A 26,383-nucleotide genomic window follows, 5' to 3' on the forward strand; every position below is an offset into this window, starting at 1 on the left:
CGAACCGCGTCCCGCCTCGCGACATCGACTTCTGCGCCCACCATTGTGAAGGTCACCACCGACATGTGCGGTCAGCCAGCCGCGCGGACCTCAAATCCGCTCGTCTCGTCCGCGTCGGCCTGCGGCCTCGCATCCACGACCGGTTCCTCTTCGGTCCGGCCGTCCTGCTGCGCCGGCGGGGCCGGCTCCGCGGCCGGCTCGACCGCCAGCTTGATCAGCTCACGGACCATCTTTTCGCCGACGCCGGCTATGCGGGCGATCTCGCGGACGCTTTCGCCGCGGTCCTGCATCGCCTTCAGCGCGACACCGCACGCGGTGCGCTCCTCGCCGCGGCGCTGCGTCGCACGCACCTTCAGCTCCTCGACCCTTTCGGCCAGCCAGTCGTCGACGTCGTCGACGCGCTGCTTGGCCGTAAAGAATCTCGCCAGATCCTCGACGTTCGCTTTCTGTCGCCGCGCCTGCTCTTCCTGCGCCGCAGCTGCAGCCTCGCGAGCCGCCTTACGTGCCGCCTTCGAAACTCTACTGTTCGCCATGCCGCCCACCATCCCCCCGACTTACCCCTTATGCCGCACCCAAACTCAACTTCCTTCCTCCGCCCTCCATCGCTCCCATCGCCTCCGCCCGTCCCCAGCCGCACCAGCCCTGCCGCACTTCCCAACAACCTCCACCCCACTACCGCACATCACACCTCTTGCATTCAGGTCACAAATTGGTAACGGCTGTCGTATAACTCCCCGACCGGCCTTTGGCTCAGACCCGGGTGATGACGCAGTGATGGGCTTGCACAAATTAAGCGCGGGCGACGGGTACATGTACCTGATTCGCCAGGTCGCTGCGTCCGACGACACCCACCGCGGCAAATCGAGCCTGGCCGACTACTACAGCGAAAAAGGCGAAACCCCCGGCCGCTGGATGGGCAGCGGCCTGCCCGGTCTCGGTGAGCCCGCAGGCCGCGACGCCACCGATCCGATGGTCGCCGAGCTGTGGTCGGTCCCCGAAGGATCCGAGGTCACCGAGGACCAGATGAAGGCCCTCTTCGGCGAAGGCCTGCACCCCAACGCCGACCGAATCACCGGGCGGCTCACCGGATTCGGACTCGGACACAACGGTGCCATCGCCGCCGCCCGACTAGGCCGGCCGTTCCGCGTCAACAAGACCGACAACGAATGGATGCGCCGCCTTCGGGAGGGCTACGCCGACTTCAACGCCACCCTCGGCCGCGACCGTCAAGCCTCCCTCGAACCCGACCAACGTGCCCGCATCAAAACAGCGGTCGCCCGCGAAATGTTCGCCGACCAGTACGGTCGCCCACCGGCCGACGAGCGAGAACTGACCGGCTTCATCGCCCGCAAATCCCGCGCCCAAACCCAAGCCGTCGCCGGTTACGACCTCACGTTCACCCCGGTCAAGTCAGTATCGGTGCTGTGGGCTGTGGCGCCCCGGGAAATCTCGGAAACCATCCTCGCCGCGCACCACCAAGCCGTCGCCGACGCCCTCGCATTCCTGGAAGAACACGCAGCGTTTTCCCGCATGGGAGCCAACGGAATAGCCCAGGTCGACACCACCGGATTCATCGCCGCCGCGTTCGATCACCGAGACTCTCGCGCCGGAGATCCCAACCTGCACACCCACGTCGCGATCAGCAACAAGGTGCGGGTCATCGGGGCCGACGGAATTCCGCGCTGGCTGGCCCTGGACGGCGACCCCCTGCACAAGGCCGCAGTCGCCGCCTCAGAGCTCTACAACACCCGACTCGAGGCCCACCTCATGGCCGCACTCGGTGTGCAGTTCGCCGAAACCCGCGCCAAGAACGACAAACGGCCGGTGCGCGAAATCGACGGAATCCCGGTCGAACTCATCGAGCGCTGGTCAGCCCGCCGCGCCGCGATCGAGCACCGTGTCGCAGACCTGGCGAAGGCCTTCCAAGTCGAGCACGGCCGTGAGCCCAGCGCCGTGGAAATGCTCGCGCTGTCCCAACAGGCCACCCTCGACACCCGGCAGGCAAAACACGAGCCGCGCAGCCTTGGCGAGCAGCGGCAGACGTGGCGAACCGAGGCCATCGAACTCATCGGCAGCCACCGCAAACTGGCTCGGCTGATCACCGACGTCACCCACCGCGCGCGACCCCGCCGCCAGCCCGCCATCACCTCCGAATGGGTTGCCGAACAAGCCGAAGCAGTCATCGACCGGGTCTCACACGACCGGGCCGAATGGGGCATCAACCATGTCCGGGCCGAGGCTCAGCGGGTACTGCGGGGCACCGACCGCCACGGCCATCCCGAGACCCTCAAGCGGATCGTCAACCATGCTCTTGGCGCCTGCAGCATCACCATCACCACCCACGCCGACACCGAGATGAACGAGCCCACGGTGCTGCGCCGCCGCGATGGCGTCTCGGTCTATACCCGCCACGATTCGACCCGCTACACCAGCGAAGCCATCCGGGCCGCCGAACGCCGCATCCTGGCAGCGGCCGAACAGTGTGGCGGCCGTGTCGCAGACGACACCAGCATCGGTTTGGCGATGCTCGAACAGCACGCCCAAAGCGGCTTGCAGCTCAACGAAGCCCAGCAAGCATTGGTGCGCGGCATGGCCACGTCCGGGGCCCGGCTCCAACTGGCACTTGCCCCCGCCGGCACCGGAAAAACCACCGCCATGTCCGTTCTCGCTGCCGCGTGGATCAACAGCGGCGGCAACGTCATCGGCCTGGCGCCAACCGCGGCGGCTGCCGAAGTCTTGGCCGAAGACGCCCACATCACCACCGACACCATGGCCAAATTCGTTCAACTTGCCGCCCCCACCGATCACCCCGTAGCGGCCAACGACCCGGCACTCAAGTGGTTCAACACCATCGGTCCCGACACCCTGTTAATCGTCGACGAAGCGGGTATGGCCTCCACCTTCGACCTCGACGAAATGATCACCCACGCGCTCGCACGAGGTGCCAGCGTGCGCCTCGTCGGCGACGATCAACAGCTGGCGTCGATCTCAGCCGGCGGCGTCATCACCGACCTGTCCACCCGCCCCGAAACCCTCACGCTCTCCACAGTGGTGCGCTTCCGCGACCCCGCCCAGAGCGCGGCCAGCTTGGCCATCCGCGACGGCGATCCCGCCGGCATCGCCTACTACATCGACCACGGCCGCGTTCACGTCGGAGCCGACCAAACAGCCGCCGACATGGCCTACCAAGCGTGGGCCGACGACATCAAAGCCGGACACCGCAGCGTCCTGTTGGCGCCCACCAACGATCTGGTCGCCGAACTCAACGAACGCGCCCGACTCGACCGGTTGCGCAATGCCAACGCCAAGACCTCACGGACCGTCACGCTGGCCGACGGGCTGACCGCATCGGCCGGGGACTGGATCATTACCCGCAAGAACGCACGCTGGCTGCGACTGCCCAACGGCGCCTGGATCAAGAACGGCCACCGCTACGAAATTCGCTCCGTACACCGCGACGGATCGATCACCGTCGCGCGCCTGGGCGCCGATCAGCGGGCCAAGACGATACGGCTTCCCGCCGACTACGTCACGGCCAACACCACCCTCGGCTACGCATCCACCATCAACGCCGCCCAGGGCCTCACCGCAGGCACCCAGAAGATCAAAGGCACCTGCCATATCGTCGCCACCGATCACCTGACCCGCCAGCAGCTCTACGTCGCCGGCACCCGAGCCCGCGACGAAAACCACTTCTATTTCTCGACATCCGAAGCTGACCCGCACCGCATCCTCGCGCCCAAAGCCACCCACCCCCCGACCGCCGTCGACATCCTCTCGACGATCCTTCGCCGCGACGGCCGCCAGGTCTCGGCCACCACCGCAGCGCAAGCCGAACTCGACCCGTTCGGCCGGCTCCACGGCGCGGCAAGCATGTATGCCGACGCCCTCACCGCGGCCGCCGAAGTTCTCGCCGGGCCGGCCACCATGGCCCGCATCGACCAGGCCGCCACCGCCATCGTCGGTGACATCACCGACGCTGAAGCCTGGCCCGTCCTGCGGCGCAACCTAGCCCTGCTCGCCCTCGACGGACACGACCCCGTCGCCGCACTGCAGCACGCAGCGGCCAAGCCGCTAGGTGATACCGCCGACGTCGCCGCAGTGCTCGACTGGCGCCTGCCCACCCCCGAAGGCTCCGCAGCCGCCAATGTCGGACCGCTGCGCTGGCTGCCGGCCATCCCGACTGCCGTCCAACACAACCCGCAATGGGCCGAATACCTCGGCGGCCGAGCGCGACTCGTGACCGAACTGGCCGACCAAATCCGCGATACCGCACGCGAGTGGACCCCGGCCACCACGCCGTCCTGGGCGCGGCCACTGCTCAACGGACAACCCCAGTTAATGGCCGAAATCGCCGTGTTCCGCGCCGCCCACGATGTCGATCCCGCCGACACGCGCATCACCGGCCGCGAGCAACACGCGAACCGCTCCGCAGCCTTCCAGAAACTTCTGCACAGCCGCGTCGACACCGCGATCCTGCACAGCCAAGACAGCGTCGCACGCTGGCGCACCATGGCCGCGATGCTCAACCCGCACATTCCCAACGACCCCTACTGGCCGCGGCTGGCCGCCCACATCGACGACGCGGCCCGGGCCGGCGCCGACGTCGCGGGAATGCTCGCCTCCGCGATGGCCGCCCACGGTCCGCTACCCGACGAACTGCCCGCAGCGGCCCTGTGGTGGCGACTGTCAGGCACCCTGGCCCCGCCGACACTGGAACGCGCCAACCCCCGCCTGCGTCCTGACTGGACCCCAGAACTGCACCATCTACTCGGCTCCGAGCTCGCCGAAACCGTCATCGCAGACCCAGCGTGGCCCGGGCTCATCGCCGCCGTCACCGCATCCGGCTGGCCGCCGGCAGACCTGCTGGCAGCGGCCAGTGAACATCTGCGCGAGATCGCCGAAACCGAAGGCGGCCTCCGCCCCGACGAATACGCCCGTCTGCTCACCACCCGCATCGAACTGCTCATGCACGCGGCGACGGTCGACACCGACATTCCGCATCCCGCCGAATGGGCAACCTCCGCTGCCAGCAGCCAGCTCGATCTGCTCGCCGAGCCGTCCCCCGAAGAAGCCGCCTACGCCGACCAGGACGCGCCCCCGGATCCCGCCGACTTCTTTGTGCTGGATCGGTCGTTGCGGCCGGTGCCGGTGGGTGTGGTGGGTGAGTTGTATGTGGTCGGTGCTGGGTTGGGGTGTGGTTATTGGCGTCGTGGCGGGTTGACCTCGACGCGGTTTGTGGCGTGTCCGTTCGGTGGGAACGGTGCGCGGATGTATCGGACTGGGGATCTGGCTTCGTGGGGTTCTGATGGGCAGTTGCATTACCTCGGTCGTGCTGATGAGCAGGTCAAGATCCGTGGCTACCGGATCGAGCTGGGCGAGATCCAAACAGCTCTGGCTGAGGTTGACGGAGTGCAGCAAGCCGCGGTGATCGCGCGGGAGGACCGCCCTGGACGGGTTGAGCTGGTCGTATCGGGCTTTGAGCGATCATCTGGACGGGCCGATCATCGGGATCAACCAAGTCCCACGTGATGGCGAGAACGAAGCCGAGTCCATACGCGATATGGCGGCCAACTACGCAGACCGTCTGCAAGCTTTCTATCCCGAGGGTCCCTACAAACTCCTGGGATGGTCCTTCGGCGGCGTCGTCGCCCACGCGATGGCGGTGGAGTTGCAGGCCCGTGGGTGTGAAGTCCAACAACTGGTTCTCTTGGATCCCACGGTCAACATCAAGCGGGTTGTCTCATCGAATTTGTCGTGGGGTCAGAGTCATGTCCTCAAACATGTCTTGAAGGCCAGGGGTGTTGACATTCCTCGGCGGTGGGGACACCTTTCCTATCGGGACGTAGAGGAAATACTCCGTCGACACGGATCGGGCGAGCTTGCGTTGCCGCCCAATCAGCTGGTCGACTTCATGACTCAAAGTCTCAATGCGAACTGGTCTCTGCTTCTGGGACATCAACCCGACATCTTCGACGGCGATATGGTCATCTTCTCTGCTGCGCGAAGGATAAAGATCCCGCGAATAAGAGTGCGACGCCCGGGAGTGCTGGCTCGAATGGCGTTCCGATACCAGCAACGAAGCTGGCGACCTTACGTCTCGGGAGACCTCACCGAATATCCCGTGGACTGCACTCACTACGAAATGCTGGCCGCGTCATCGCTGAGTTCCTACGGAAACCAGTTGAAGGAAATTCAAGATCAGGAAATTCAGAATCCCACGCGGGAGGCGGTGCACGTTGGCGGTTTTCGCGGGCCCCGGAGCGGCATCCCGCACGGTGATCTGACCCAATGCCCGCCTCGACTCAGGTGAGCTGGCGGGGTTCATCTCCGGCGGACGCTACGGACCGCTCAGGCTGGTTTCGTCACCAGACGCCGGGCACCAGGCGATGCGGGACTTCTTGCATGTAGTGCTGGTAACCGGCCAACTCTTCTCGGAGCAGTTTTTCTTCGTCGCGGATACGCAAGGCGAACACCAGTGGGGTGGGGATGGCGGCAACGAGTCCCCAGTAGGACCCGAGCGCAAGAGGCGCGCCCACGGACATCAACGTGATGAAGGTGTACATGGGGTGCCGAACCATTCCGTACACGCCGGACGAGATCAGTGGTTGGTCTTCCTCCACCCGGACGGTGACGGCAGCATGGCTGTTTTGCGCAAAGACGACCGTTATTCCCCAGATTGCGATCACGGTCAGAACAAATCCGGCCACGCAGATGGCCGTCGGGACTGATGACCAACCAAATCGGTGGTCAAGGGCGCTGACCACTACGATTGAAAACCAGCAGAAGCGTGTGGCGGCAGATAAGAATTTCTGTATCTGCCGAGGTTCGGAAGTCGGTATGCGACGTTCGAGTACCGCAGGGGCCCTGCGCAGGAGATAGAGGCTCGAAATCCACGACGAGACTGCGATCACCGCGAAAAACAGCCACGCTTGCCAGTAGTTCAGCGTGCCGGCCGGTACGAACAGCAGTAACCAAAGGGCCAGCATTAGAAGGAAGCCCGACACCAGCATCTTGAGAATGGATTTCATGGACCCTCCCAAGGGCCTCGCAATGATTCGGCCGTGCCTAAGATTACATTGGCGAGTTCGGAGCGGCTGACGATTTCATGGCATCAAGCCTTTTCTTTTGGCTCAAAGAAATGTTCCGTTGAGCGAGTACTCGCTCAACGCGATCGAAAGCTCCTGGTGCAGTTCATCTTTCGAGTTGATGCGGCCCGGGAGGTAGGAAATCAGCGAAACGAAAACCCTTCCCTGCACTGTTCCCGATAGCAAAGTCTGCAATCCGCCGTACTGCCGCATCGCCGGTGTGTCTACGCCGAGGTGGTGGAGTCGGATGGCAAAGGAGTCGGCCTCTGTGCCATCTGGCCGGCTTGCGGCCGCATCGGTCACACCGACGTTGGATGCACCGACGAGGTTGAACGCGCTCACCCTGGTCGCGCCGCGGGCCGCTTTGAGCAGCCGCTTGGACAACAGGGGAACCAGAGCATTCAGCACCTGCGCGGGATCGGGTTTTTCCTGGTGGCGAATCAGCGCTTGCTTTACCGCGGCCCGGATCTCGCGCAGGTCTGTCGTCGCAGATTCGGTGTTGACGGTGGCGAGCACGCCGCTGATCGCGTTGGCGCGTGTGTCATCCGGGGTGCGCTCGTTGACCGGCAGTGTTACGACCACAGAACCGTCCGTAGCCACCCGCCCGGCTCGCTGGGCGAGGCGTGTCGCCAGTCCCACGAGCAGCGTATTGCTGGTCCCACCGAGTGAGCGCGCACGGGCATCCCACTCGTCGGCATTGACGAAGATCGTGGCGGTCGGGAGGTTGTGGGATTCGTCGGTTTCGGATGGCGGCGGAGGTGTATCGGTGGCCGGCGGGGCGGCGGCAGTGGCACCGTTGCGACTGGACCGGCCCAACTTCATCGCGGCGATGACGGCACGGCTCATGGCGGGGATGTCACTCACGGTCTGGCGGGCATCCTCGCGCAGGGCTTGCCACCGCCCGCGCGATGCGGCGTCCGGCCAGTCGATCGGGTCGTCGCGTCCAAGCGCCGCATCCGCCACCGCCTCCCACAGCCCGACGCCGTCGATGAGGCAGTGGTCGATGGTCAAGCTCACGCCGGCGCCGCCGTCGGTGAACGGGAGCAGCGCGAGGTGCCATGCCGGTCCGTGCTCGCAGTCCAGCGGGCTGTTGCTCTGCTCGTCGAGCCAGCCGTCGAAGGCCTCACGCGGTCGGGCCGCCACGGCGATCTCGAGCTCGGGCGAATTATCGGGTGCCACCCAGCGGCTGCGGCCGAACGGCAGTGGGGAATGGGCGATGCAGCGAGATAGCCGCCCACGCTCAAGATGGGCGTGGAACTGTCGCAGGCCGTCGATGTCGACCGGACGGTTGTACACCCAGACGCACTGCAGCCGGGTTGTCGATCCCGACGCTTGCGCATAGTCGAACATGGTCTGATCGAGCAGGTCGAGTACGTTGCTCATTTTCGCTACGGTACGAGTCTGACTGCGGTTTCACCCCGCAAATGCGACGAAACCGCACTCCGAAGCTGGTGGGATGACGCGAGTTACACAGTGCGTGCCAAGCGGTCGGCGAGTAGCCCGGCGAACTTGGCCGGGTCCTCGGGCACCTCGCCCTCGGCGAGAAGAGCCGTGCCGTACAGCAGTTCGGCAGTCTCGGCCAGACGGTGCATGTTCGCTTCTGGCACGTCCGCTTCGGCTGCGTGGGCCTCTCTCAAGCCGGTGACGAGCGAGTGCTTCGGGTTGAGCTCGAGTATCCGCTTGCCCGTCGGAATCACTTGCCCGGACGCTCGGTACATGCGCGCCAGAGCGGGCGTGATGCCGAAGGAGGGCGTTATCAGGCAGGCCGGAGACTCGGTCAGTCGATGGGACAGTCGCACTTCCGAGACGTGATCGCCCAGTGTCTCCGTCAGCCAGGCCAACAGGTCGGCGAACTCCTGCTGCTCAGCCTCGCGCTCGGCCTCGTGGTCTGCCCTGTCGGCATCGGAGTCGAGGTCGACCTCACCCTTGGCGACCGATTGCAGTGGCTTGCCGTCGAACTCCGGCACCGATCCGACCCATATTTCGTCCACCGGGTCCGTGAGCAACAGCACCTCGTATCCCTTGGCCCGGAAAGCCTCCAGATGCGGGGATTTCAGAAGTTGATCACGCGACGGTCCGGTGGCGTAGAAGATCTGTTCCTGACCGTCTTTCATGCGCTCGACATATTCGGCGAGCGTGGTGAGTTCGTCGTCGCTCTGTGTGGACGAGAATGACGAAACCCGTAGCAACGTGTCCTGGTTGTCCGGGTCCGACATCAGGCCTTCTTTGAGAACCGCGCCGAACTGCGTCCAGAACGTGGAGTAGTCCTCTGGCTTCCCTGATTGCAGGTCTGCAATGGTCGACAGGATCTTCTTCGTCAGTCGGCGCCGGATGGCGGTAACCTGCCGATCCTGCTGAAGGATCTCCCGAGAGACATTGAGCGACATGCCTTGTGCATCGACGACGCCCTTGACGAAGCGCAAGTATCTGGGCATCAGTTCGTCGCAATCGCCCATGACGAAGACGCGCCTGATGTAGAGCTGAACCCCGGTGCCGGCGTCCCGGGTGAACAGGTCGAACGGGGCGTGCGAGGGGATGAACAACAACGCCTGGTACTCGAAGGTACCCTCGCCTTTCATCGAGATGACCGTGAGTGGATCGTCCCAGGCATGGGCGATGTGCTTGTAGAACTCGTGGTATTCCTGCTCGGAGACCTCGTCTTTGGGCTTGGCCCACAACGCTTTCATCGAGTTCAGGGTCTGGGTCTCGACCGAGACGTTGTCCGCTCCGCCATCCTCGGTGGCCGGCGTCCGTTGCTCGACCTGCATTCGGATGGGCCAGGCGATGAAGTCGGAGTACTTCTTGACGAGCTCTCTGATCTTCCACTGGGCGGTGTAGTCGTGAAGCTGATCCTCAACGTCTTCGGGCTTGAGATGGAGCGTGACAGTCGTGCCCTGTGGTGCGTCGTCAACGGACTCGATGGTGTAGGTGCCGTCGCCGCTCGATACCCATCGGGTGGCCCCGCTTTCACCAGCTTTGCGGGTGAGCAGTTCAACCCTGTCGGCCACCATGAACGTGGAGTAGAAGCCGACACCGAACTGCCCGATCAATTCCTCGGAGGCGGCCGAGTTCTTGGCTTCCCGCAGTTGCTGACGTAGCTGCGCGGTTCCCGACTTCGCGAGAGTGCCGATCAGGTCCACGACCTCGTCGTGCGTCATCCCGATACCGTTGTCGCGCACGGTAAGTGTCCGGGGCGCGTGCGCCACCTCGATGTCGATGTGGAGATCGGAGGTGTCGGCTGTGAGGTCCTTGTTCCGCATCGTCTCGAGGCGCAGTTTGTCCAATGCATCGGACGCGTTCGAGATGAGCTCCCGCAGAAACGAGTCCTTGTCGGAGTAGACGGAGTGGACCAGCAGCTCCAGGAGTTGGCGTGCCTCAGCCTGAAACTCCAGCTGCTCGACGCGTGCAGACATGTGATTCCATCCCACAGATCGACCTACGTTGGATACCTCCGAGCAGAATACCGACCTGTCGGCGGCTCAGGGGTCAGCCATACACGGAGCGCTTGGACCGGACCTACTTCACCCGCCGTGCTGCCCTCAGGGCCCCCAAACGCCTCCAATCCATGAACGGCCTTTTGCGCGTGGTCCGAATTCGGTCTTGATGTGAGATTGCTGGAAATCTGTGACATCGAAAATTTGCCAGTTCTTGCAGTCGCAAATTTTGACGCAGACGATGTACCCCGCCCGGTCCGTGGGCGCTTTTGGCTAACTCGATATTCGTCAATGCGGCCTGGAGGCACGCCGTGGGCATGGCGCACACGTACCTTGTCAGGTTTGCCAATCGATTGAAAGAGCTATCTACTTCCCGTCCCCACCGGGCATGCCGCAGGGTGTGCGGTTCCACTGCCGTCCAGTCCGATTCGCTGGATTGAACTACACCATTGTCGTGCGCGTCCCACGAACTGCCGCCGCCCGTAGAACCCTGAATTCCTGTATTTCGGTGCAGTTCAGGACTATCGGGGTTGCATCTGGGGTGCAGCCTCGCGGAGCATTTCGGTGCAGGTTGCGAACGATCGTCGTGTCGCCCGCGCCGGCGGGTCGACGGCCGGGGTGTTCGGCATGGCGAATCGCTGAATTGCGCATGGCGCGCGAGTCGGGTTCAGTCGGGATGAGGGCGGTGTGAATTTGCCCGAAAGTTGCGCACGTGACAAATGGGGCGTTGAAGTGCGGAAGGGCAGCAACGGGATATTGCTGGATGGCCGATTTCTGCGCATTGCCAAAGCGAAGTGGATATGCTGACGCTCTGCAACCAGACATTCCATAGCTGTAGTCGGCCAAGACGGATATTTGGACGCCAAGTGGTATGTAGCCGCCCGGCGTCCTGATCGTTGATTTTCGCTGGTCGACTCGGCGGTGGGGAGGACCAGGTGAGCGTCAACCCGTTCGACGTCGACAACGGCAGCTTTCTCGTCTTGATCAACGACGAGGAGCAACACAGTCTGTGGCCGACCTTCGCCGACGTACCTGCCGGCTGGGAGGCGGTGTTCGGCGAAGCGGATCGCGCTGCGTGTCTGGACTACATAGAGCGGAACTGGCCGGATATCAGGCCGAAGAGCCTGCGCGACAGATTGGCGCAGAGCCAGGGCTCCGATAGGTAACGGGCGCGGGGGCGAACCGGAGTGGGGCCGGTAAGTCTGCGGGGATTGGAGGGACGGTGGAGTTTCGCACCGGTGTCTATCGCGGGGCGAGCGTTGTTCGGTTGATCAACGATGCGGAGGCATCGTCGTGACCGCCGATCTGACGCGGCGGTTGTCGTCGATGGATTTTCTGGATGAGGATGAGCACGACCTTCTGTTCGAGTGGGGTAATCGGGCGGCCTTGACCGAGTCGGCGTCTTCGTCGGTGTCGATTCTGGAGGTGTTCGCTGCGCAGGTGGCTCGCGCGCCTGAGGTGTCGGCGGTGACGTTCGAGGGTCGCTCGATGAGTTATCGCGAACTTGACCATGCATCGAATCAATTGGCCCACTGGTTGATTGGAATGGGCGCAGGCCCGGGCAAGCGAGTGGCAGTGCTCTTCCCCCGCTCCGCTGATGCGATCGTTTCGATTGTCGCGGTGTTGAAGTCGGGGGCGGCGTATGTGCCGATCGATCCGATGCATCCTGATTCGCGGATTCAGTTCATGCTTGCTGATGCCGAACCGGTCGTGGCGGTCACGACGACGGAGTTGGTCAGCCGCTTCGCCGGGTGCGATGTGGACGTCATCGATCTCAACGATGTCGGTCGTGGCGCCGAGCAGGGTGCAGGGTTGCCGATGCCGGCGGCTGATGATGTTGCGTATTTGATTTATACGTCGGGGACAACGGGTGTGCCGAAGGGTGTGGCGATCACTCATCGGAATGTGACGGGGTTGTTGGGCACGCTTGATGCTGAGCTTGGTTTGTCGGGTCAGGTTTGGACGCAGTGTCATTCGTTGGCGTTTGACTATTCGGTGTGGGAGATCTGGGGTGCGCTGCTGTTTGGTGGTCGGTTGGTGGTGGTGCCTGAGGTGGTGACGCGGGCGCCAGAAGACCTGCTGGCGTTGCTGATCGCCGAACAGGTGACCATGTTGAGCCAGACGCCGTCGGCGTTCTATGCGCTGCAGGCTGTTGATGCGCTGGAGCCTGGGCCGGGTGGGCAGTTGAAGTTGGAGACGGTGGTTTTCGGTGGGGAAGCCCTTGAGCCTCAACGTCTTCGCGCATGGATGGATCGACATCCGGGTTCGCCCCGGATGATCAATATGTATGGGATTACCGAGACGACGGTGCATGCGTCGTTCCGTGAGATCTGCGAGTCAGATGCCCTCGGTAGTGCGAGCCCTATCGGGCTGCCGTTGGTGCACCTTGGCGTCGGCGGCTTCGGGTCCGGTCAGGCCGAGGTCGACGCCGATCTCGTCGGCCAGGTATTGCAGCACCCGCAGGTCGGGGATCGCGTTGGTCTGCAGTGCCGGATTGAACGGACGAATCCGGCCTTCCCAGTTGAGGTATGCGCCGCCCTTCTCCACCACCGGCGCCACGGGGAAGACCACGTCGGCCAGTTCGGTGACCTCGCTCTCGCGCAGTTCGAGGCTCACCACGAACGGAGTGGCGCGCAGCGCAGCCAGCGCCGTGGCCGGGTCGGGCAGGTCGGTGACCTCGACGCCACCGACGATGAGCGCCGAGAGCCGTCCGTCGGCGGCCGCGGCCAACATGGCACCGGTGTCGCGGCCCGCGGCGTCGGGCAGGTCGGATGAGTTCCACACCGCGGCGGTCTGGTTCCGGGCCTCGGCGTCGTCGACGGGGCGCCCGCCGGGCAGCAGGTTCGGAAGGGCACCGGCCTCCAGGGCGCCGCGTTCGCCGGCCCGGCGGGGAATCCAGGCCAGCCGGGCGCCGGTGGCCGAGGCGAGCCGAAGCGCGGCCGACAGCGCACCTGGTGAGGTGCCCAGTCGCTCACCGACCAGGATCACCGCGCCGGGGCGTCGCAGCCGCTCGTCGGTCTCCAGCGCATCCAGTGCGGCAGCTTCGGTCCCGGGGACGGTCGGAACCAGGGTGCCCGCCATCTTGGTCAGCCCACGGCTGGCGAACGGTGCCACCGCCAGTACCTGCTGGCCGTTCTTGCGGGCGGCCTTGCGCAGTCGTAGGAAGACGATCGGGGATTCCTCTTCGGGCTCCAGCCCGGCGAGCAGCACCGTCGGCGCCTTCTCCAGCTCGGCGTAGCGCAGCGTCATGGGCTGTCCGGCGATGCGTGCCGCGAGGAAATCTGCCTCCTCGGCGGAGTGCGGCCGGGCACGGAAGTCGATGTCGTTGGTGCCCAGCACCATTCGAGCGAACTTCGAGTAGGCGTAGGCATCCTGCACCGTGGTGCGTCCGCCCACCAGTACACCGGTGTTCGCGCCTGCGGCCAGCAGTTCCGCCCCCGCCACCGTCAGCGCCTCCGACCACGAGGACGGCCGCAATACGCCGTCCTCACGGATCAACGGTGTGGTGATCCGGTCGCCGACCGTCGCGTAGCTGAACGCCCATCGGCCCTTGTCGCAGTTCCACTCCTCGTTGACCTCGGGATCGTCGCCGGCCAACCGGCGCAGTACTTTCCCGCGTCGATGGTCGGTGCGCTGGGCGCAACCCGACGCGCAGTGCTCACAGACACTGGGGCTGGAGACGAGGTCGAACGGCCGGGCACGGAACCGGTAGGCCGTCCCGGTGAGGGCGCCGACCGGGCAGATCTGCACGGTGTTGCCGGAGAAGTACGACTGCAACGGTTCGCCCGGGGCGATGCCGACCTGTTGCAGCGCACCGCGTTCCAGCAGCTCGATGAACGGGTCTCCGGCGATCTGCGCCGAGAACCGGGTGCAGCGCGCGCACAGCACGCACCGTTCGCGGTCCAGCAGTACCTGCGCGGAGATGTTGATGGGCTTCGGGTAGGTCCGTTTGACGTCCTCGAACCGGGTTTCCGGGCGCCCGTTGGACATCGCCTGGTTCTGTAGCGGACATTCGCCGCCCTTGTCGCAGACGGGGCAATCCAGTGGATGGTTGATCAGCAGCAGCTCCATCACGCCGCGCTGTGCCTTGTCGGCCGCTTCGGAGCTGTACTGGGTGTGCACCACCATGTCCGGGCTGACCGTGGTGGTGCACGAGGCCATCGGTTTGCGCTGGCCCTCGACCTCGACGAGGCACTGCCGGCAGGCGCCGACCGGATCCAGAAGCGGATGGTCGCAGAACCGGGGGATTTGGACGCCCATCAGTTCGGCGGCGCGGATCACCAACGTGCCCTTGGGGACACTGATCTGTTCACCGTCGATGGTCAGCGACACCATCTCCACCGGCGGGGTGTCCTTGGTCGGCTCAGCCAATGTCATTTGCGGCCCCCTTTCCTGCGGTGAGAGTCATCTACGCACCCGCTCCTTCGGTCGCCATCAATGTCGAGGCGTGCGGATCGAACGGGCAGCCCCCGTCCAGGTGCGCCAGGTACTCGTCACGGAAATGCTGGATCGAGGACATGATCGGGCTGGCCGCACCGTCTCCCAGTGCGCAGAACGACTTTCCGAAGATGCCGTCGGCGATGTCGAGCAGCTTGTCGATGTCAGCCCGGCTACCCGCACCGGTTTCCAGCCGGGCATAGATCTGGGCCAGCCAGTAGGTGCCCTCGCGGCAGGGTGTGCACTTCCCGCAGGACTCGTGGGCGTAGAACTGCGTCCACCGCCGTACGGCCCGCACCACACAGGTGGTCTCGTCGAAGATCTGCAGCGCTTTGGTACCGAGCATGGACCCGACGGAGGCCATGCCCTCGTAATCCAGTGGCACGTCGATGTGTTCGGCGGTCAGCAGCGGTGTCGACGAGCCGCCCGGGGTCCAGAACTTCAGAGAATGGCCAGACCGGACCCCGCCGGCGTAGTCGAGCAGTTCGCGCAGCGTGATCCCGAGCGGCGCTTCGTACTGGCCGGGCCGGTTGACGTGACCCGACAGCGAATACAACGTGAAGCCAGGCGATTTCTCCGATCCCATCGACCGGAACCAATCCACACCGTTGACGAGGATGGGCGGGACGCTGGCGATGGACTCGACATTGTTGACGACGGTCGGGCACGCGTAGAGGCCGGCGACGGCGGGAAACGGTGGGCGTAGCCGCGGCTGTCCGCGCCGGCCCTCCAGGGAATCCAGAAGTGCGGTCTCCTCGCCGCAGATGTAGGCGCCCGCCCCGGCATGCACCGTCAGTTCCAGATCGACGCCCGAGCCCAGGATGTTGTTTCCGAGATATCCGGCCGCATACGCTTCGTCGACGGCTGCCTGCAGGCGCCGTAGCACGGGCACCACCTCACCGCGTACGTAGATGAACGCATGGCGGGCCCGGATCGCGTAGGCCGCGATGATCACGCCCTCGACCAGGAAGTGCGGAGTGGTCAGCAGCAGCGGAATGTCCTTGCACGTACCGGGTTCGGACTCGTCGGCGTTGACCACGAGGTAATGCGGTTTGGCGCCCGCCCCGTCTTCACCCTGCGGGATGAACGACCACTTGGTCCCGGTCGGGAAACCGGCGCCGCCGCGTCCACGCAGCCCGGAGTCCTTGACCAGCGCGATCACGTCGTCCGGCCCCATCGCCAGGGCCCGCTCCAGCCCGCGGTAACCGTCGTGGCGGCGGTAGGTGTCCAACGTCCACGGTTCTGGTTCGTCCCAGAATCGGCTGAGTACCGGGGTCAGCGCGGTCATGCGATCGGACCTGCCTCAGGAGTGGACATTCCGCGTTTCCGGGCCTCGCGCAGGCCGGCCAGGGTGGCCGTCCCGGGGGCGCCGCCCGGCACATGCGGATTGGTCAGGCCGGCCAAGGTGCGAGCCGTTTCCCGGAAGGTGCACAGCGGTGCCCCGCGGGTCGGTGCCGGGGGTGTCCCGCCGCGTAGGCCGTCCACCAGATCCCGTGCCGACGACGGAGTCTGGTTGTCGTAGAACTCCCAGTTCACCATCACCACCGGGGCGTAGTCGCATGCCGCATTGCACTCGATGTGTTCGAGGGTGACCCGGCCGTCCGCAGTCGTTTCCCCGGCGTGGATGTCCAGATGGTCCTGCAGTGCGTCCAGGATCGCGTCGCCGCCCATGATCGCGCACAACGTGTTGGTACACACGCCGACGAGATAGTCGCCGGTAGGGGTGCGCCGGTACATCGAGTAGAACGTGGCCACCGCTGTGACCTCGGCATCGGTCAGTCCCAACAGCCCTGCGCAGAAACCGATTCCGGCGGGGGTGAGGCAACCGTCCTCGGCCTGCACCAGATGCAGCAGCGGCAACAGTGCCGAGCGGGCGTCGGGATAGCGGGCGGTGATCTGCTCGGCGTCGGCAGTGAGCCGGACCGTCACCTCTTCCGGATACGCGGCGGGCCCGTTGATCGGCGGGCCCGCTTCATCGGGGCGTTGCCCCAGTTGAATGAATACGTCGCTCATCCGTGCTGTCTCCTCTTCGCGCAAGCGCTCATCCGTGCCATCTCCTCTTCGCGCAAGCGCTCCTGCCCGGTTTCCTCTTCGCGCAAGCGCTCATCAGCGGTCAACTCCGCCCATGACCGGATCGATCGACGCCACCGCCGCAATGGCATCGGCCACCATGCCGCCTTCGCACATCGCCGCCACAGCTTGCAGATTCGTGAACGAGGGGTCGCGGTAGTGCACGCGGTAGGGCCGGGTGCCACCGTCGGACACCATGTGCACCCCGAGCTCCCCGCGCGGGGACTCCACCGCGACGTACACCTGCCCGGCCGGTACCCGGATGCCCTCGGTGACGAGCTTGAAGTGATGGATCAGCCCCTCCATGGAGCGGCCCATGATCTTGGCGATGTGCTCGGGGGAGTTGCCCAGCCCGTCGGGGCCGAGCTTGAGATCGGCCGGCCAGGCCAGCTTCTTGTCGGTGATCATCACAGGGCCAGGGCCGAGCTTTTCCAGCTTGTCCAGGCACTGCCCGACGATCTTCAACGACTCGCGCATCTCCTTGACCCGGATGATGTACCTGCCGTAGGAGTCGCAGCGGTCATCGGTGATGACGTCGAATTCGTAGTCCTCGTAACCGCAATACGGTTGTGCGCGACGCAGATCGTGGGGGAGCCCGGTGGAGCGCAGTACCGGGCCGGTGATCCCGAGCGCGATGCACCCGGTCAGATCCAGATATCCGACACCGACGGTGCGCGCCTTCCAGATGTAGTTCTCGTTGAGCAGATCCTCCAAGTCCTGCAAGCGTTTCGGCATCGCGTCGATTAGTGCCCGGACCTGGCTGACCGCGTCGTCGGGCAGGTCGGCGGCCAGCCCGCCCGGCCTGATGTAGGCATGGTTCATACGCAGGCCGGTGATCAACTCGAAGACCTGCAGGATCTCTTCGCGTTCCCGGAACCCATAGAACATGGCCGACATCGCACCCAACTCCATACCGCCAGTGGCCAGCGCCACCAGATGTGAGGAGATCCGGTTGAGCTCCATGAGCATCACCCGCACGACGGTGGCCCGCGGCGGAATGTCGTCGGTGATGTCCAGCAGCTTCTCCACACCCAGGCAGTACGCCGTTTCGTTGAAGAACGGCGAGAGATAGTCCATCCGGGTGACGAAGGTGACGCCCTGCGTCCAGTTGCGGTATTCCAGGTTCTTCTCGATGCCGGTGTGCAGATATCCGATGCCGCAACGGGCTTCGGTGATGATCTCGCCCTCGATCTCCAGGATCAACCGCAGCACCCCGTGGGTCGATGGATGCTGGGGACCCATGTTGACCACGATGCGTTCGCCGGCGTGCTCGCGGGCCGCGGCCACCACGTCGTCCCAGTCCTGTCCGCCGACCACCACGACGGGGGATTCGGTGCTCATCAGTTGTAGGACCTCCGCTGATCGGGCGGCGGAATCTGCGCGCCGTGGTACTCGACGGGAATACCGCCCAGCGGATAGTCCTTGCGCTGGGGATGGCCGACCCAGTCGTCGGGCATCTCGATCCGGGTCAACGCCGGATGCCCGTCGAACACGATGCCGAAGAAGTCGTAGGTCTCGCGCTCGTGCCAGTCAGTGGTGGGATAGACCGAATACAGCGACGGAATGTGCGGATCCCCGTCGGGCGCCGCGACTTCCAGCCGGACCCGGCGGTTGTGGGTGATCGACATCAGCGGGTAGACCGCATGGAGTTCGCGGTCGGTGTCGTCGGGGTAGTGGACTCCGCTCACACCGAGGCACAGCTCGAACCGCAATTGGGGATCGTCGCGAAGGACGCTGGCCACGGCGGGTAGCTGGACCCGGCTGATCTCCAGAGTCAGCTCATCTCGATGAACCACCACGCGCTCGATCGAGACCGCATAGCGTTCTTCGCCGAGGAGTTCGGCGACCCGGTCGACCACTTCATCGAAATACCCGCCGTAGGGCCGAGGGGAGCTGCCGGGCAAAGCCACCGAACGCACCAACCGGCCGTATCCCGACGTGTCGCCCGTGCCCGTGGCGCCGAACATGCCGCGGCGCGTCCCGATCACCTCGGGGCCCTGATCGGTACCCGCGTCGGTGCCCTCGCCGCTCCCGTTGACCGTGCTCACCGCAGCAGGCCCTTGAGTTCGATGGTGGGTGTGACGGCCAGTGCGGCCTGTTCGGCTTCCCGGATGGCCTCCTCGCGGTTCACCCCGAGCGGCATCTGCTGAATCTTGTCGTGCAGCTTCAGGATTGCGTGCAGCAGCATCTCCGGCCGCGGTGGGCAGCCGGGTAGGTAGATGTCCACGGGAACCACGTGATCGACGCCCTGGACCACCGCATAGTTGTTGAACATCCCGCCCGAGGAGGCGCAAACCCCCATGGCCAGCACCCATTTCGGCTCGGCCATCTGGTCGTAGATCTGTCGCAGCACCGGCGCCATCTTCTGGCTCACCCGGCCCGCCACGATCATGAGATCGGCCTGTCGCGGCGTCGCGGAGAATCGTTCCATGCCGAACCGGGCGATGTCGAAGCGTGGTCCGGCCGTCGACATCATCTCGATGGCGCAGCAGGCCAGGCCGAACGTGGCGGGCCACAACGACCCCTTACGCACGTAGCCTGCGACTGCCTCCACCGTCGACAGCAGGATTCCACCCGGTAGACGTTCCTCTAGTCCCAATTCAGGCCCCCTCGCCGCCAGACATAGGCGTACGCCACGAACACCGTGAGCATGAACAGCAGCATCTCCACCAGCGCGAACAAACCCAGACTGTCGAACGCCACAGCCCACGGGTAGAGGAAGACGATCTCGATGTCGAACACGATGAACAACATCGCGGTGAGGTAGTACCGGATCGGCATGCGCTGGCCGGTCACGCCGGCGGCTCCGGGCTGCATCGGCTCGATCCCGCATTCGTAGGCCTCGAGTTTGGACCGGTTGTAACGGCGCGGGCCGATCACGAGCGCGATCCCCACGGAACCCACGGCGAACACGGCCGCGATCGCTCCGAGAACCAGGATGGGCGTATATAAATTCATGCCACTTATCGCTCCCTCGCTGGGCTGTCGATGTGAGCTAACCCACAGCCTAGCGAGGTTTGCGGCCTGTGCCACACATTTTGGTTAGTATCGTTTCATATCGGGGCAGCGTGTCGCTGCGGCCACAGCCATGCCGCGAACAATCAACGGCAACAGGGCAATTCGCGGAGAAGTTACTGGACTGGGGTGCGCAACAGTGACACCACCGCATCGCCCAGCCGGATCGGGTCGATCGGGTGTGGCACAGCCGCCTCGGCCTGTGACCAGCTAGCCAGCCAGGCATCGTCGGGCCGCCCGGTGAGCACCAGGATCGGCGGGCACTTCGTGACCTCGTCCTTGAGCTGTTTGGCCACTCCCATGCCCCCGGCGGGGGTGGCTTCACCGTCGAGGATGGCCAGGTCGATACCCCCGGCGTCCATCCGCGAGACCACCATCGGCGCGGTGGCGATCTCCACGTATTCCAGTTCGGGCAGTTCCGGATGCACCCGTTTGCCCAGTGCGAGACGTACCTGTTCGCGGGTGCGCGGGTTGTCGCTGTACACCAGGATGTGCAGCGGCGCGGGGCCGGCCATGACGCCGATGCTACTGCGCAGGGCGTCGTAGGCCGGACAACTCAGCGAATTCTGTTGCGGGGCATCAGACTCGGGTGAACACAAGTTCACCCGACAGGACCGTCGTCGGACCGACCATCCCGAGCAGGTCTCCCGACACGCCGAAGTCGTCTCGCTGAACCTCACACCGGCCTGACAATCGCAGCGCTCCGTCGTCGAGGGCCTCCACGTCGACCGGCAATTCGACGGGTTTCGACACTCCGCGAACCGTCAGGACCGTCGTCAACCGCACGCTGTCGTCGGACGGCTCCAAACCTGTCACCTGCACGGTGATATCGGGGTGCGCCTCGACATCGAAGAAATCGGCCGAGCGCAGATGGTCGTCCCGCTTACCGATCCCGGTGCGGACCGATGCCGCTGCGATCACCACCCGGCCGTTCACCCCGGCGCCGGCGGATCCTTCACCGGTGAACTCGGTGAACTTCCCGGTGACCGTTGCCAGGCCCCACAGCGTCTTGTTCCGGAACGTCACTGTGGACCGGTCCGGAATCAGCGTCCAGTTTCCGGCGCTTGCGGTCAGGATGTCGCTGGTCGTGGCCATGACACCTCCATTTTCGTCGGTTCGGTTCAGGTCAACGTTCAGGTGAACAGGGGCGCGATGTCCTTCGGATCGAAATACTCGTCGATGCGATGGATCAGACCGTCGGTACCCACTCTGATCACGATGCACACCCGCAGTGTGATCAATGTGCCATCACGGGCGCCGGCGTGCAGGACATGTTGCTGGACGAGTCCGCCGTCGAAGAACTGCCGGTCCAGCACCTCATAGCGGCGCTCGCGGGTGGCGTTGATGAACCAGTCGATGACCTTCAGCGCGCGGGTCCGGTCGTTGTCCTTCGGGTCGCCGGTATGCCATACCGCGACGTCGTCAGCCCACAGCTGGGCCACGCCCGCCTTGTCGCCGCGCTCGATCGCAGCGAACAGTCGGTGCGCAACGTCGTCGACGACTGCGACTTCGGCAGGGGACATCATCGGCTCCTCGGTAGGGCTTGACCTCAATGGCTATTCAGGTTTCAGACTCGAATCATGAACTCCACGCCCGCACATTCGCTGTTCGACGAAGCCTACGAGTCCCGTTCCGCGCCGTGGGTCATCGGCGAACCGCAACCGGCCATCGTCGAGTTGGAACGCACGGGCCGCCTGGGCGGCAAGGTGCTCGATGTCGGCTGCGGCGCCGGCGAACACACCATGCTGCTGACCCGGCTCGGCTATGACGTGCTCGGAATCGACTTCTCCGAACATGCCGTCGCCCAGGCCCGTGAGAACGCCGCGCAGCGGGGTGTCGACGCGAATTTCGCCGTCGCCGACGCGACCCGCCTGGGCGAGTCGCCGGGCCCGCGTTACGACACCATCGTCGACAGTGCGCTGTTCCACGTCTTCGACGATGCCGACCGGCCCCGCTATGTGGCCAGCCTGCACCGAGCGGCCCGGCCCGGTGCGTCGGTGCACGTGCTGGCACTGTCCGACGCGGGCCGTGGATTCGGGCCGCAGGTCAGTGCCGAGGTGATCCGCCAGGCCTTCGCCGAGGGCTGGGAACTGGAGGCCCTGGACACCACGACGTACCGTGGCGTGGTCGGCGCGGCTCATGCGGAGGCGCTGGGCGAGCAGGTCGGAGCCCGGGTGGACGAGCCGGCGTGGCTGGCCCGGATCCGCAGGCTCTGACGGGTTCACTGCTCGTCGTAGCCCGGATGCGCGGCGGCAAGCCGTTGACGTACCAGGGTGCGCAGGCAGGCGGTGACGTCGTCGGCTCGGTCGTCGAGTTCACCGGCCCGGATCGCCGCGGCCAGCCCGGCCTCATCGGTGAACCCGAGATCAGCCAGGGCCGTGAACGAGGCGGTGGCGGCCCCAGGGGTGTCGGTGGCCAGCAGTTCGCGTTCGACCATGCGTAGCGCGTTCGCCGCGACCCTGGCCTGAAATTTCACCGGAGCCGCGACCGTCTCGCTGTCGCGCACCTCGGTGTCGAGGAATTCGGCGACGGCGGCGACGAGCTCGGCCGCCGTCGGCCGTCCGTACAGGTTGCTCACCAGCTGCTCCCGTCCAGCAGACCCAACAGGTCCCACTCGGTCTCGCAGACCCGACGGCCGATCGTCGCCAGCTCCACCGACCGGGTCTGCCCGCTCAGGTGACGTTCGGCCTGATAGCGGCAGATGACGCCCCAGCGCAGCGTGGCGAGCACGAGCCACCATCGGATCGCGGACCTGTCGAGGGTGGCGCCGCCGGCTTCCTCATAGGCGTTCAGAAAGCTCTCGATGCTGCCCAGTCCGCCCGCGCCGAGGGCGGCCGGGGCCCCGAACCGCCAGGCCCGGATGCAGAACCAGGTCAGGTCCTCGTACACCTCGCCGAGGTGCACCAACTCCCAGTCCAGCACCGCGGCCAGGCCCGAGTCGTCGACGATGACATTGCCCATCCGGAAGTCGCCGTGCACCAGCCGCGGTGGCGAAGCGGGCGGCCGGTTGGCGGCCAGCCAGCGAAACGCCCACTCGAAAGTGGCCGTGGTATCACCCATCTCATCGAGCTGTTCGCGCCACTGGGACAGCTGGTCCTGCTCGGCGAGACCGGATAGCGCGGGCGGCTCGGCTCGGTGGATGGCGGCCAGCGCCTGTGCGCACTGGGTGAGCAGCCGGGCCCGGCCGGCATCGTCGAGCTTGCGTTGGATGCGCCGCACGATGGTCTCGCCACCGATGAAGTCACAGATCAGGAAGGGATCACCCAGCGCGGCAACGGAATTGTCGGCGACCAGAACGTGGGGGACCGGCGCCCCGGCCAGAGCCGCCGCCTGTTGGGCGCCGGCCTCCAGTTCCATCCCGGCATGTATCTCGTCGGGCGCGCCGGTGCGCAGGATCAGTGGACGCCGAGCCGAGTCCGTGACGGCGTCGAAGGACCAGGTGGTGCGGCTGGCTCCGCCGGTCAGCTCGCGCAGGTTCTCCACCACCAGTTCGTCGCCCAGCACCGGGGTGAGGACATCGACCAGCCGCGGAACGAGGAGGGCGGCCTCGCTCACCGCTTGGCCTTGCCGAACCCGAACAGTCGCTGCGCCACCCGACGCATCTGGATTTCCTCGGCACCTTCGGTGATGCGGTAGCGACGATGGTGGCGGTAGATGTGCTCGAACGGTTCGTGACGGCTGTAGCCGATGCCACCGTGCACCTGCATGGCCCGATCGGCGGCTTCGCACACCAGGCGGTTGGCGCGGTAGTTGGCCATCGACACCTTGTCGGACACCTCCATGTGGTGGTTCTGGTCCAACTGCGTTGCGGCGTAACGGACAAGCAGCCTGACCATCTGCGCCTCGGTCTGCAGTTCCACCAACGGCCACTGCACGGCCTGGTTCACCGCCAGCGGCTTGCCGAAAACCATGCGCCGGTTGGCGTAGTCCACCGCGCGGTCGATACAGAACTGGGCCGCACCCAGGCTGCTCGCCGCCTGACGAATCCGGTTCTCGTGCAAGAACGTCTGCCCGACCTCCAGGCCGCGGTCGATCTCGCCGAGCACCGCATCGGCGGGCACCCGCACGTTGTTCAACTCGACCTCGCCGTGATCGGTGGGCATGTTGAACGTCCACCAGTAGAACGGGACGGTGAAGCCCGGCGAGTCGGTGGGCACCAGGAATGCGCTGATGCCACGGGCCTGCCCGGGTTCGCCGGAGGTCCGGGCGAAGATCAGATCATGGGTGGCGCGATGTACTCCGGTGTTCCACCGCTTGCGACCGTTGATGATCCAGCCATCCCCGTCAGGTATCGCGGTGGTCTCCAGCCAGGTGGCATCCGAACCGTGGTCGGGCTCGGTCAAACCGAACGCCATCGAACGCTTGCCGGTGAGCATCGCCTCGACCCATTCGGACTTCTGCGCCTCGGTGCCGAACCGGTCCATCATGACCACCTGGGGGAAGTTGCCCACGATCGAGGACTCGTCCTGCAGGTCGTTGTGCAGGCCGAGGCCCTTGTGCGCCAGGTGTTCCCGGATGACGGCCATGTCCAGGTTGCTGCCGTCACGCCCGCCGAACCGGGCGGGCAGGCCGTACCGCAGCCAACCGGCGGCATCGGCACGTCGACGCATCTCGTCGAGCAGATCTTCCCAGGCCCGGGCGGGCACTCCGCCGTTCTCCCAGTCGGTGCGGGCATATTCGCGACGCTGGTCGAAGTACTGCATGTGTTCACGCTCAAGCGGCTTGATCTCGGCCTCGATGAACTCGTCCATCTCGGTGAGAACAGTCGAAAGATGTTCGGGCAAAGCGAAATCCACGATGATCTCTCTTTCTCGGGTCAGAAGCCGTACAAGGTTCTCTTCCAGATGGTGGACAAGGTGGCGATGGCGTCGGCATCGCCGATCTCGATGCCGAGACCGGACTGGCCGACGAAGACCGTGGTGAAGTTCTCGAACAACAAGGCGATGGCTGCGCCCACGTGTTCCGGCTGCAGTCCTTGAGCGTGGCCCTGCTCCTGCGCGTGGCGCACCGACGCGATGACGATGTCGATGCCGAACCGCCGGAACTTGTTCTGCACGTCGGCGAATCGCTGCTGGGTGGCCGCCAGCTGGGCGACCGCGATCATGATGCCGATGTTCTGCTTGAAGATGTTCCAGTAGCCGGTGACCACCGTGGTGAAGAAGTCGGTGTCGTCGGGGGAGTCCGGCAGGTGCAGATTCAGTCCGGATGGTTCCACGACGTCGTGCAGGAACGATTCGGCCAGCGCTGCCAGTAGATCCTCCTTGTCGGTGAAATACCGATAGAACACCGCCGGGCTCTTGCCCGCGGCCGAGGTGATGTCGGACAAGGTGGTGCCGTGAAAGCCTCGCTCGGCGAACAGTTTCCGCGCGGCCAACTCAATGGCAGACCGCGTCTGGCGGCCCTTGGTGCCCAGCTCGGCGGCGGTCATCGATGCCTCAGCCCAAGATCCGGTCGCCGGCCCGCAGCAGTGCGCTGGGAAGCTCATGACCCACGGCGTCCTGGGCGATACGGGCCGCGTCGATGGCTGCGGTCAGTTCGACATCGACGGCGATATCGCTGTCGCGCAACATGTAGACCAGGTCTTCGGTGGCGATGTTGCCACTGGCACCCGGCGCGAACGGGCAGCCGCCCAACCCGCCGACCGACGCGTCCAGGCGGGTGACGCCGGACTGGACGGCCGCGTAGGCACTGGCCAGTCCCGCTCCGCGGGTGTTGTGGAAGTGTGCGCCCAGCGGCAGGTCACCGATCAGCGGGCGGACCTTCGCGACCAACGCACTGACCCGGCGCGGGGTGGTGGTGCCGATGGTATCGGCGATCGCAATCCGGTTCACACCGAAACCGACGGCAGCCGAGGCGATGTCGAGCACCCGCTGCGGATCGGTCGGGCCGTCGAACGGGCAGTCCCACGCGGTGGCGATGATCAGCTCCACCGAGGTGTCGCTGTCACCCGCGATGGCCACGATGTCGGCGATCTGTGCCGTGGCCTCGGCCGAGGTGCGTCCCACATTGGCATGGGAGTGAGCATCCGAAGCGGACACCACGTACTCGATGGAACGCAGGCCGGCACCGATGGCGCGTTTGGCGCCGTTGGGGCTGGCCACCAGTGCCGAGAATTCCACCTCGGGAAACCTGTGCAGTTCTTCGGCGAGTTCGGCCGCGTCGGCCAGTGCCGGCACCTTCGAGGGGGAGACGAATGCCGTGGCCTCCACCTCCCGCACCCCCGTGGCGACGATGGCTTCCAGGATCGCAACCTTGGCGGACAACGGAATCGGCGTCTCGATCTGCAGGCCGTCCCGCAGGCACACCTCGCGGAGATCGACCTTCGCCGGCAGGTTCATC

At 65.3% G+C, this 26,383-nt stretch carries 23 protein-coding genes and 1 pseudogene; 5 read left to right on the plus strand and 19 right to left on the minus strand.

Annotated elements, in window-relative coordinates; all coding sequences use genetic code 11:
* Window positions 1-71: 71 nt before the first annotated feature.
* On the minus strand, window positions 72-533 hold the full coding sequence (locus EH231_RS00145; RefSeq protein ID WP_124711637.1) for a hypothetical protein: 462 nt from the start codon (window positions 531-533) through the stop codon (window positions 72-74).
* Between the two features lie 241 nt (window positions 534-774).
* Between EH231_RS00145 and mobF the strand changes: the two genes are divergently transcribed.
* A complete protein-coding gene (mobF, locus tag EH231_RS00150; RefSeq protein ID WP_164480710.1) occupies window positions 775-5,532 on the plus strand; it encodes a MobF family relaxase in 4,758 nt (1,585 codons plus the stop codon).
* Window positions 5,480-6,313: a thioesterase domain-containing protein gene (locus EH231_RS00155; protein ID WP_164480711.1), complete on the plus strand. Its 834-nt coding sequence runs from the start codon at window positions 5,480-5,482 to the stop codon at window positions 6,311-6,313. The genes mobF and EH231_RS00155 overlap by 53 nt, the downstream gene beginning before the upstream one ends.
* A 52-nt stretch (window positions 6,314-6,365) precedes the next feature.
* Here EH231_RS00155 and EH231_RS00160 read toward each other — a convergent pair whose 3' ends face one another.
* The 3 genes from EH231_RS00160 to htpG form a co-directional block, all read right to left on the minus strand.
* Window positions 6,366-7,031 (minus strand): methyltransferase family protein, encoded by a 666-nt coding sequence (locus tag EH231_RS00160; RefSeq protein ID WP_241177856.1) that lies wholly within the window; start codon window positions 7,029-7,031, stop codon window positions 6,366-6,368.
* A gap of 102 nt (window positions 7,032-7,133) precedes the next feature.
* Complete coding sequence (locus EH231_RS00165) at window positions 7,134-8,471, minus strand: WS/DGAT/MGAT family O-acyltransferase (RefSeq protein ID WP_090435364.1); 1,338 nt, start codon at window positions 8,469-8,471, stop codon at window positions 7,134-7,136.
* A gap of 83 nt (window positions 8,472-8,554) precedes the next feature.
* Window positions 8,555-10,501: a molecular chaperone HtpG gene (htpG, locus tag EH231_RS00170; protein ID WP_090435367.1), complete on the minus strand. Its 1,947-nt coding sequence runs from the start codon at window positions 10,499-10,501 to the stop codon at window positions 8,555-8,557.
* Window positions 10,502-11,457: 956 nt separating this feature from the next.
* Between htpG and EH231_RS00175 the strand changes: the two genes are divergently transcribed.
* On the plus strand, window positions 11,458-11,688 hold the full coding sequence (locus EH231_RS00175; protein WP_090435370.1) for an MbtH family protein: 231 nt from the start codon (window positions 11,458-11,460) through the stop codon (window positions 11,686-11,688).
* Between the two features lie 127 nt (window positions 11,689-11,815).
* A pseudogene (locus EH231_RS00180) lies at window positions 11,816-12,970 on the plus strand (AMP-binding protein); the annotation flags it as partial.
* Here EH231_RS00180 and EH231_RS00185 read toward each other — a convergent pair.
* The 10 genes from EH231_RS00185 to EH231_RS00230 form a co-directional block, all read right to left on the minus strand.
* Window positions 12,860-14,899 (minus strand): NADH-quinone oxidoreductase subunit G, encoded by a 2,040-nt coding sequence (locus tag EH231_RS00185; protein WP_241177857.1) that lies wholly within the window; start codon window positions 14,897-14,899, stop codon window positions 12,860-12,862. The pseudogene EH231_RS00180 and the gene EH231_RS00185 overlap by 111 nt on opposite strands.
* Before the next feature lie 31 nt (window positions 14,900-14,930).
* Window positions 14,931-16,247, minus strand: coding sequence for an NADH-quinone oxidoreductase subunit NuoF (nuoF, locus tag EH231_RS00190; protein WP_090433893.1), 1,317 nt, complete (start codon window positions 16,245-16,247; stop codon window positions 14,931-14,933).
* Entirely contained in the window at window positions 16,244-16,972 is a 729-nt protein-coding gene (gene nuoE / locus EH231_RS00195) for an NADH-quinone oxidoreductase subunit NuoE (protein ID WP_090434190.1), read from the minus strand. The genes nuoF and nuoE overlap by 4 nt, the downstream gene beginning before the upstream one ends.
* 93 nt (window positions 16,973-17,065) lie before the next feature.
* Entirely contained in the window at window positions 17,066-18,370 is a 1,305-nt protein-coding gene (gene nuoD, locus EH231_RS00200) for an NADH dehydrogenase (quinone) subunit D (protein ID WP_124711639.1), read from the minus strand.
* Complete coding sequence (locus tag EH231_RS00205) at window positions 18,370-19,077, minus strand: NADH-quinone oxidoreductase subunit C (RefSeq protein ID WP_090433898.1); 708 nt, start codon at window positions 19,075-19,077, stop codon at window positions 18,370-18,372. The genes nuoD and EH231_RS00205 overlap by 1 nt, the downstream gene beginning before the upstream one ends.
* Window positions 19,074-19,628: a NuoB/complex I 20 kDa subunit family protein gene (locus tag EH231_RS00210; RefSeq protein WP_036388633.1), complete on the minus strand. Its 555-nt coding sequence runs from the start codon at window positions 19,626-19,628 to the stop codon at window positions 19,074-19,076. Before EH231_RS00210 ends, EH231_RS00205 begins: the two co-directional genes overlap by 4 nt.
* Entirely contained in the window at window positions 19,619-19,987 is a 369-nt protein-coding gene (locus EH231_RS00215) for an NADH-quinone oxidoreductase subunit A (protein ID WP_090433900.1), read from the minus strand. Before EH231_RS00215 ends, EH231_RS00210 begins: the two co-directional genes overlap by 10 nt.
* Before the next feature lie 173 nt (window positions 19,988-20,160).
* On the minus strand, window positions 20,161-20,559 hold the full coding sequence (locus EH231_RS00220; RefSeq protein WP_090433902.1) for an Rv3143 family two-component system response regulator: 399 nt from the start codon (window positions 20,557-20,559) through the stop codon (window positions 20,161-20,163).
* Window positions 20,560-20,623: 64 nt separating this feature from the next.
* Window positions 20,624-21,139, minus strand: coding sequence for a YceI family protein (locus tag EH231_RS00225; RefSeq protein WP_090433904.1), 516 nt, complete (start codon window positions 21,137-21,139; stop codon window positions 20,624-20,626).
* 38 nt (window positions 21,140-21,177) lie between these two features.
* On the minus strand, window positions 21,178-21,567 hold the full coding sequence (locus EH231_RS00230) for a nuclear transport factor 2 family protein (protein ID WP_164480713.1): 390 nt from the start codon (window positions 21,565-21,567) through the stop codon (window positions 21,178-21,180).
* Window positions 21,568-21,624: 57 nt separating this feature from the next.
* Here EH231_RS00230 and EH231_RS00235 point away from each other — a divergent pair, with 57 nt between their 5' ends.
* Entirely contained in the window at window positions 21,625-22,260 is a 636-nt protein-coding gene (locus EH231_RS00235; RefSeq protein ID WP_090433908.1) for a class I SAM-dependent methyltransferase, read from the plus strand.
* A 5-nt stretch (window positions 22,261-22,265) separates the two neighbouring features.
* Here EH231_RS00235 and EH231_RS00240 read toward each other — a convergent pair whose 3' ends face one another.
* The 5 genes from EH231_RS00240 to EH231_RS00260 are packed head-to-tail and all read right to left on the minus strand — an operon-like array spanning window position 22,266 to window position 26,382.
* Window positions 22,266-22,622 carry a DUF6285 domain-containing protein gene (locus EH231_RS00240; RefSeq protein WP_090433910.1) on the minus strand — a complete coding sequence of 119 codons (357 nt, stop codon included), beginning with the start codon at window positions 22,620-22,622 and terminating at the stop codon, window positions 22,266-22,268.
* A complete protein-coding gene (locus EH231_RS00245) occupies window positions 22,619-23,599 on the minus strand; it encodes a phosphotransferase family protein (RefSeq protein ID WP_090433912.1) in 981 nt (326 codons plus the stop codon). Before EH231_RS00245 ends, EH231_RS00240 begins: the two co-directional genes overlap by 4 nt.
* Window positions 23,596-24,840 carry an acyl-CoA dehydrogenase family protein gene (locus EH231_RS00250; RefSeq protein ID WP_124711640.1) on the minus strand — a complete coding sequence of 415 codons (1,245 nt, stop codon included), beginning with the start codon at window positions 24,838-24,840 and terminating at the stop codon, window positions 23,596-23,598. Before EH231_RS00250 ends, EH231_RS00245 begins: the two co-directional genes overlap by 4 nt.
* A gap of 20 nt (window positions 24,841-24,860) precedes the next feature.
* The gene (locus EH231_RS00255; protein ID WP_044519336.1) at window positions 24,861-25,472 is read right to left on the minus strand and encodes a TetR/AcrR family transcriptional regulator; all 612 of its coding nucleotides are present in this window, start codon (window positions 25,470-25,472) and stop codon (window positions 24,861-24,863) included.
* Between the two features lie 7 nt (window positions 25,473-25,479).
* Window positions 25,480-26,382 (minus strand): hydroxymethylglutaryl-CoA lyase, encoded by a 903-nt coding sequence (locus EH231_RS00260; protein WP_124711641.1) that lies wholly within the window; start codon window positions 26,380-26,382, stop codon window positions 25,480-25,482.
* Between the last annotated feature and the right edge of the window lies 1 nt (window position 26,383).

This window comes from Mycolicibacterium nivoides, assembly GCF_003855255.1.
GTDB lineage: Bacteria > Actinomycetota > Actinomycetes > Mycobacteriales > Mycobacteriaceae > Mycobacterium > Mycobacterium nivoides.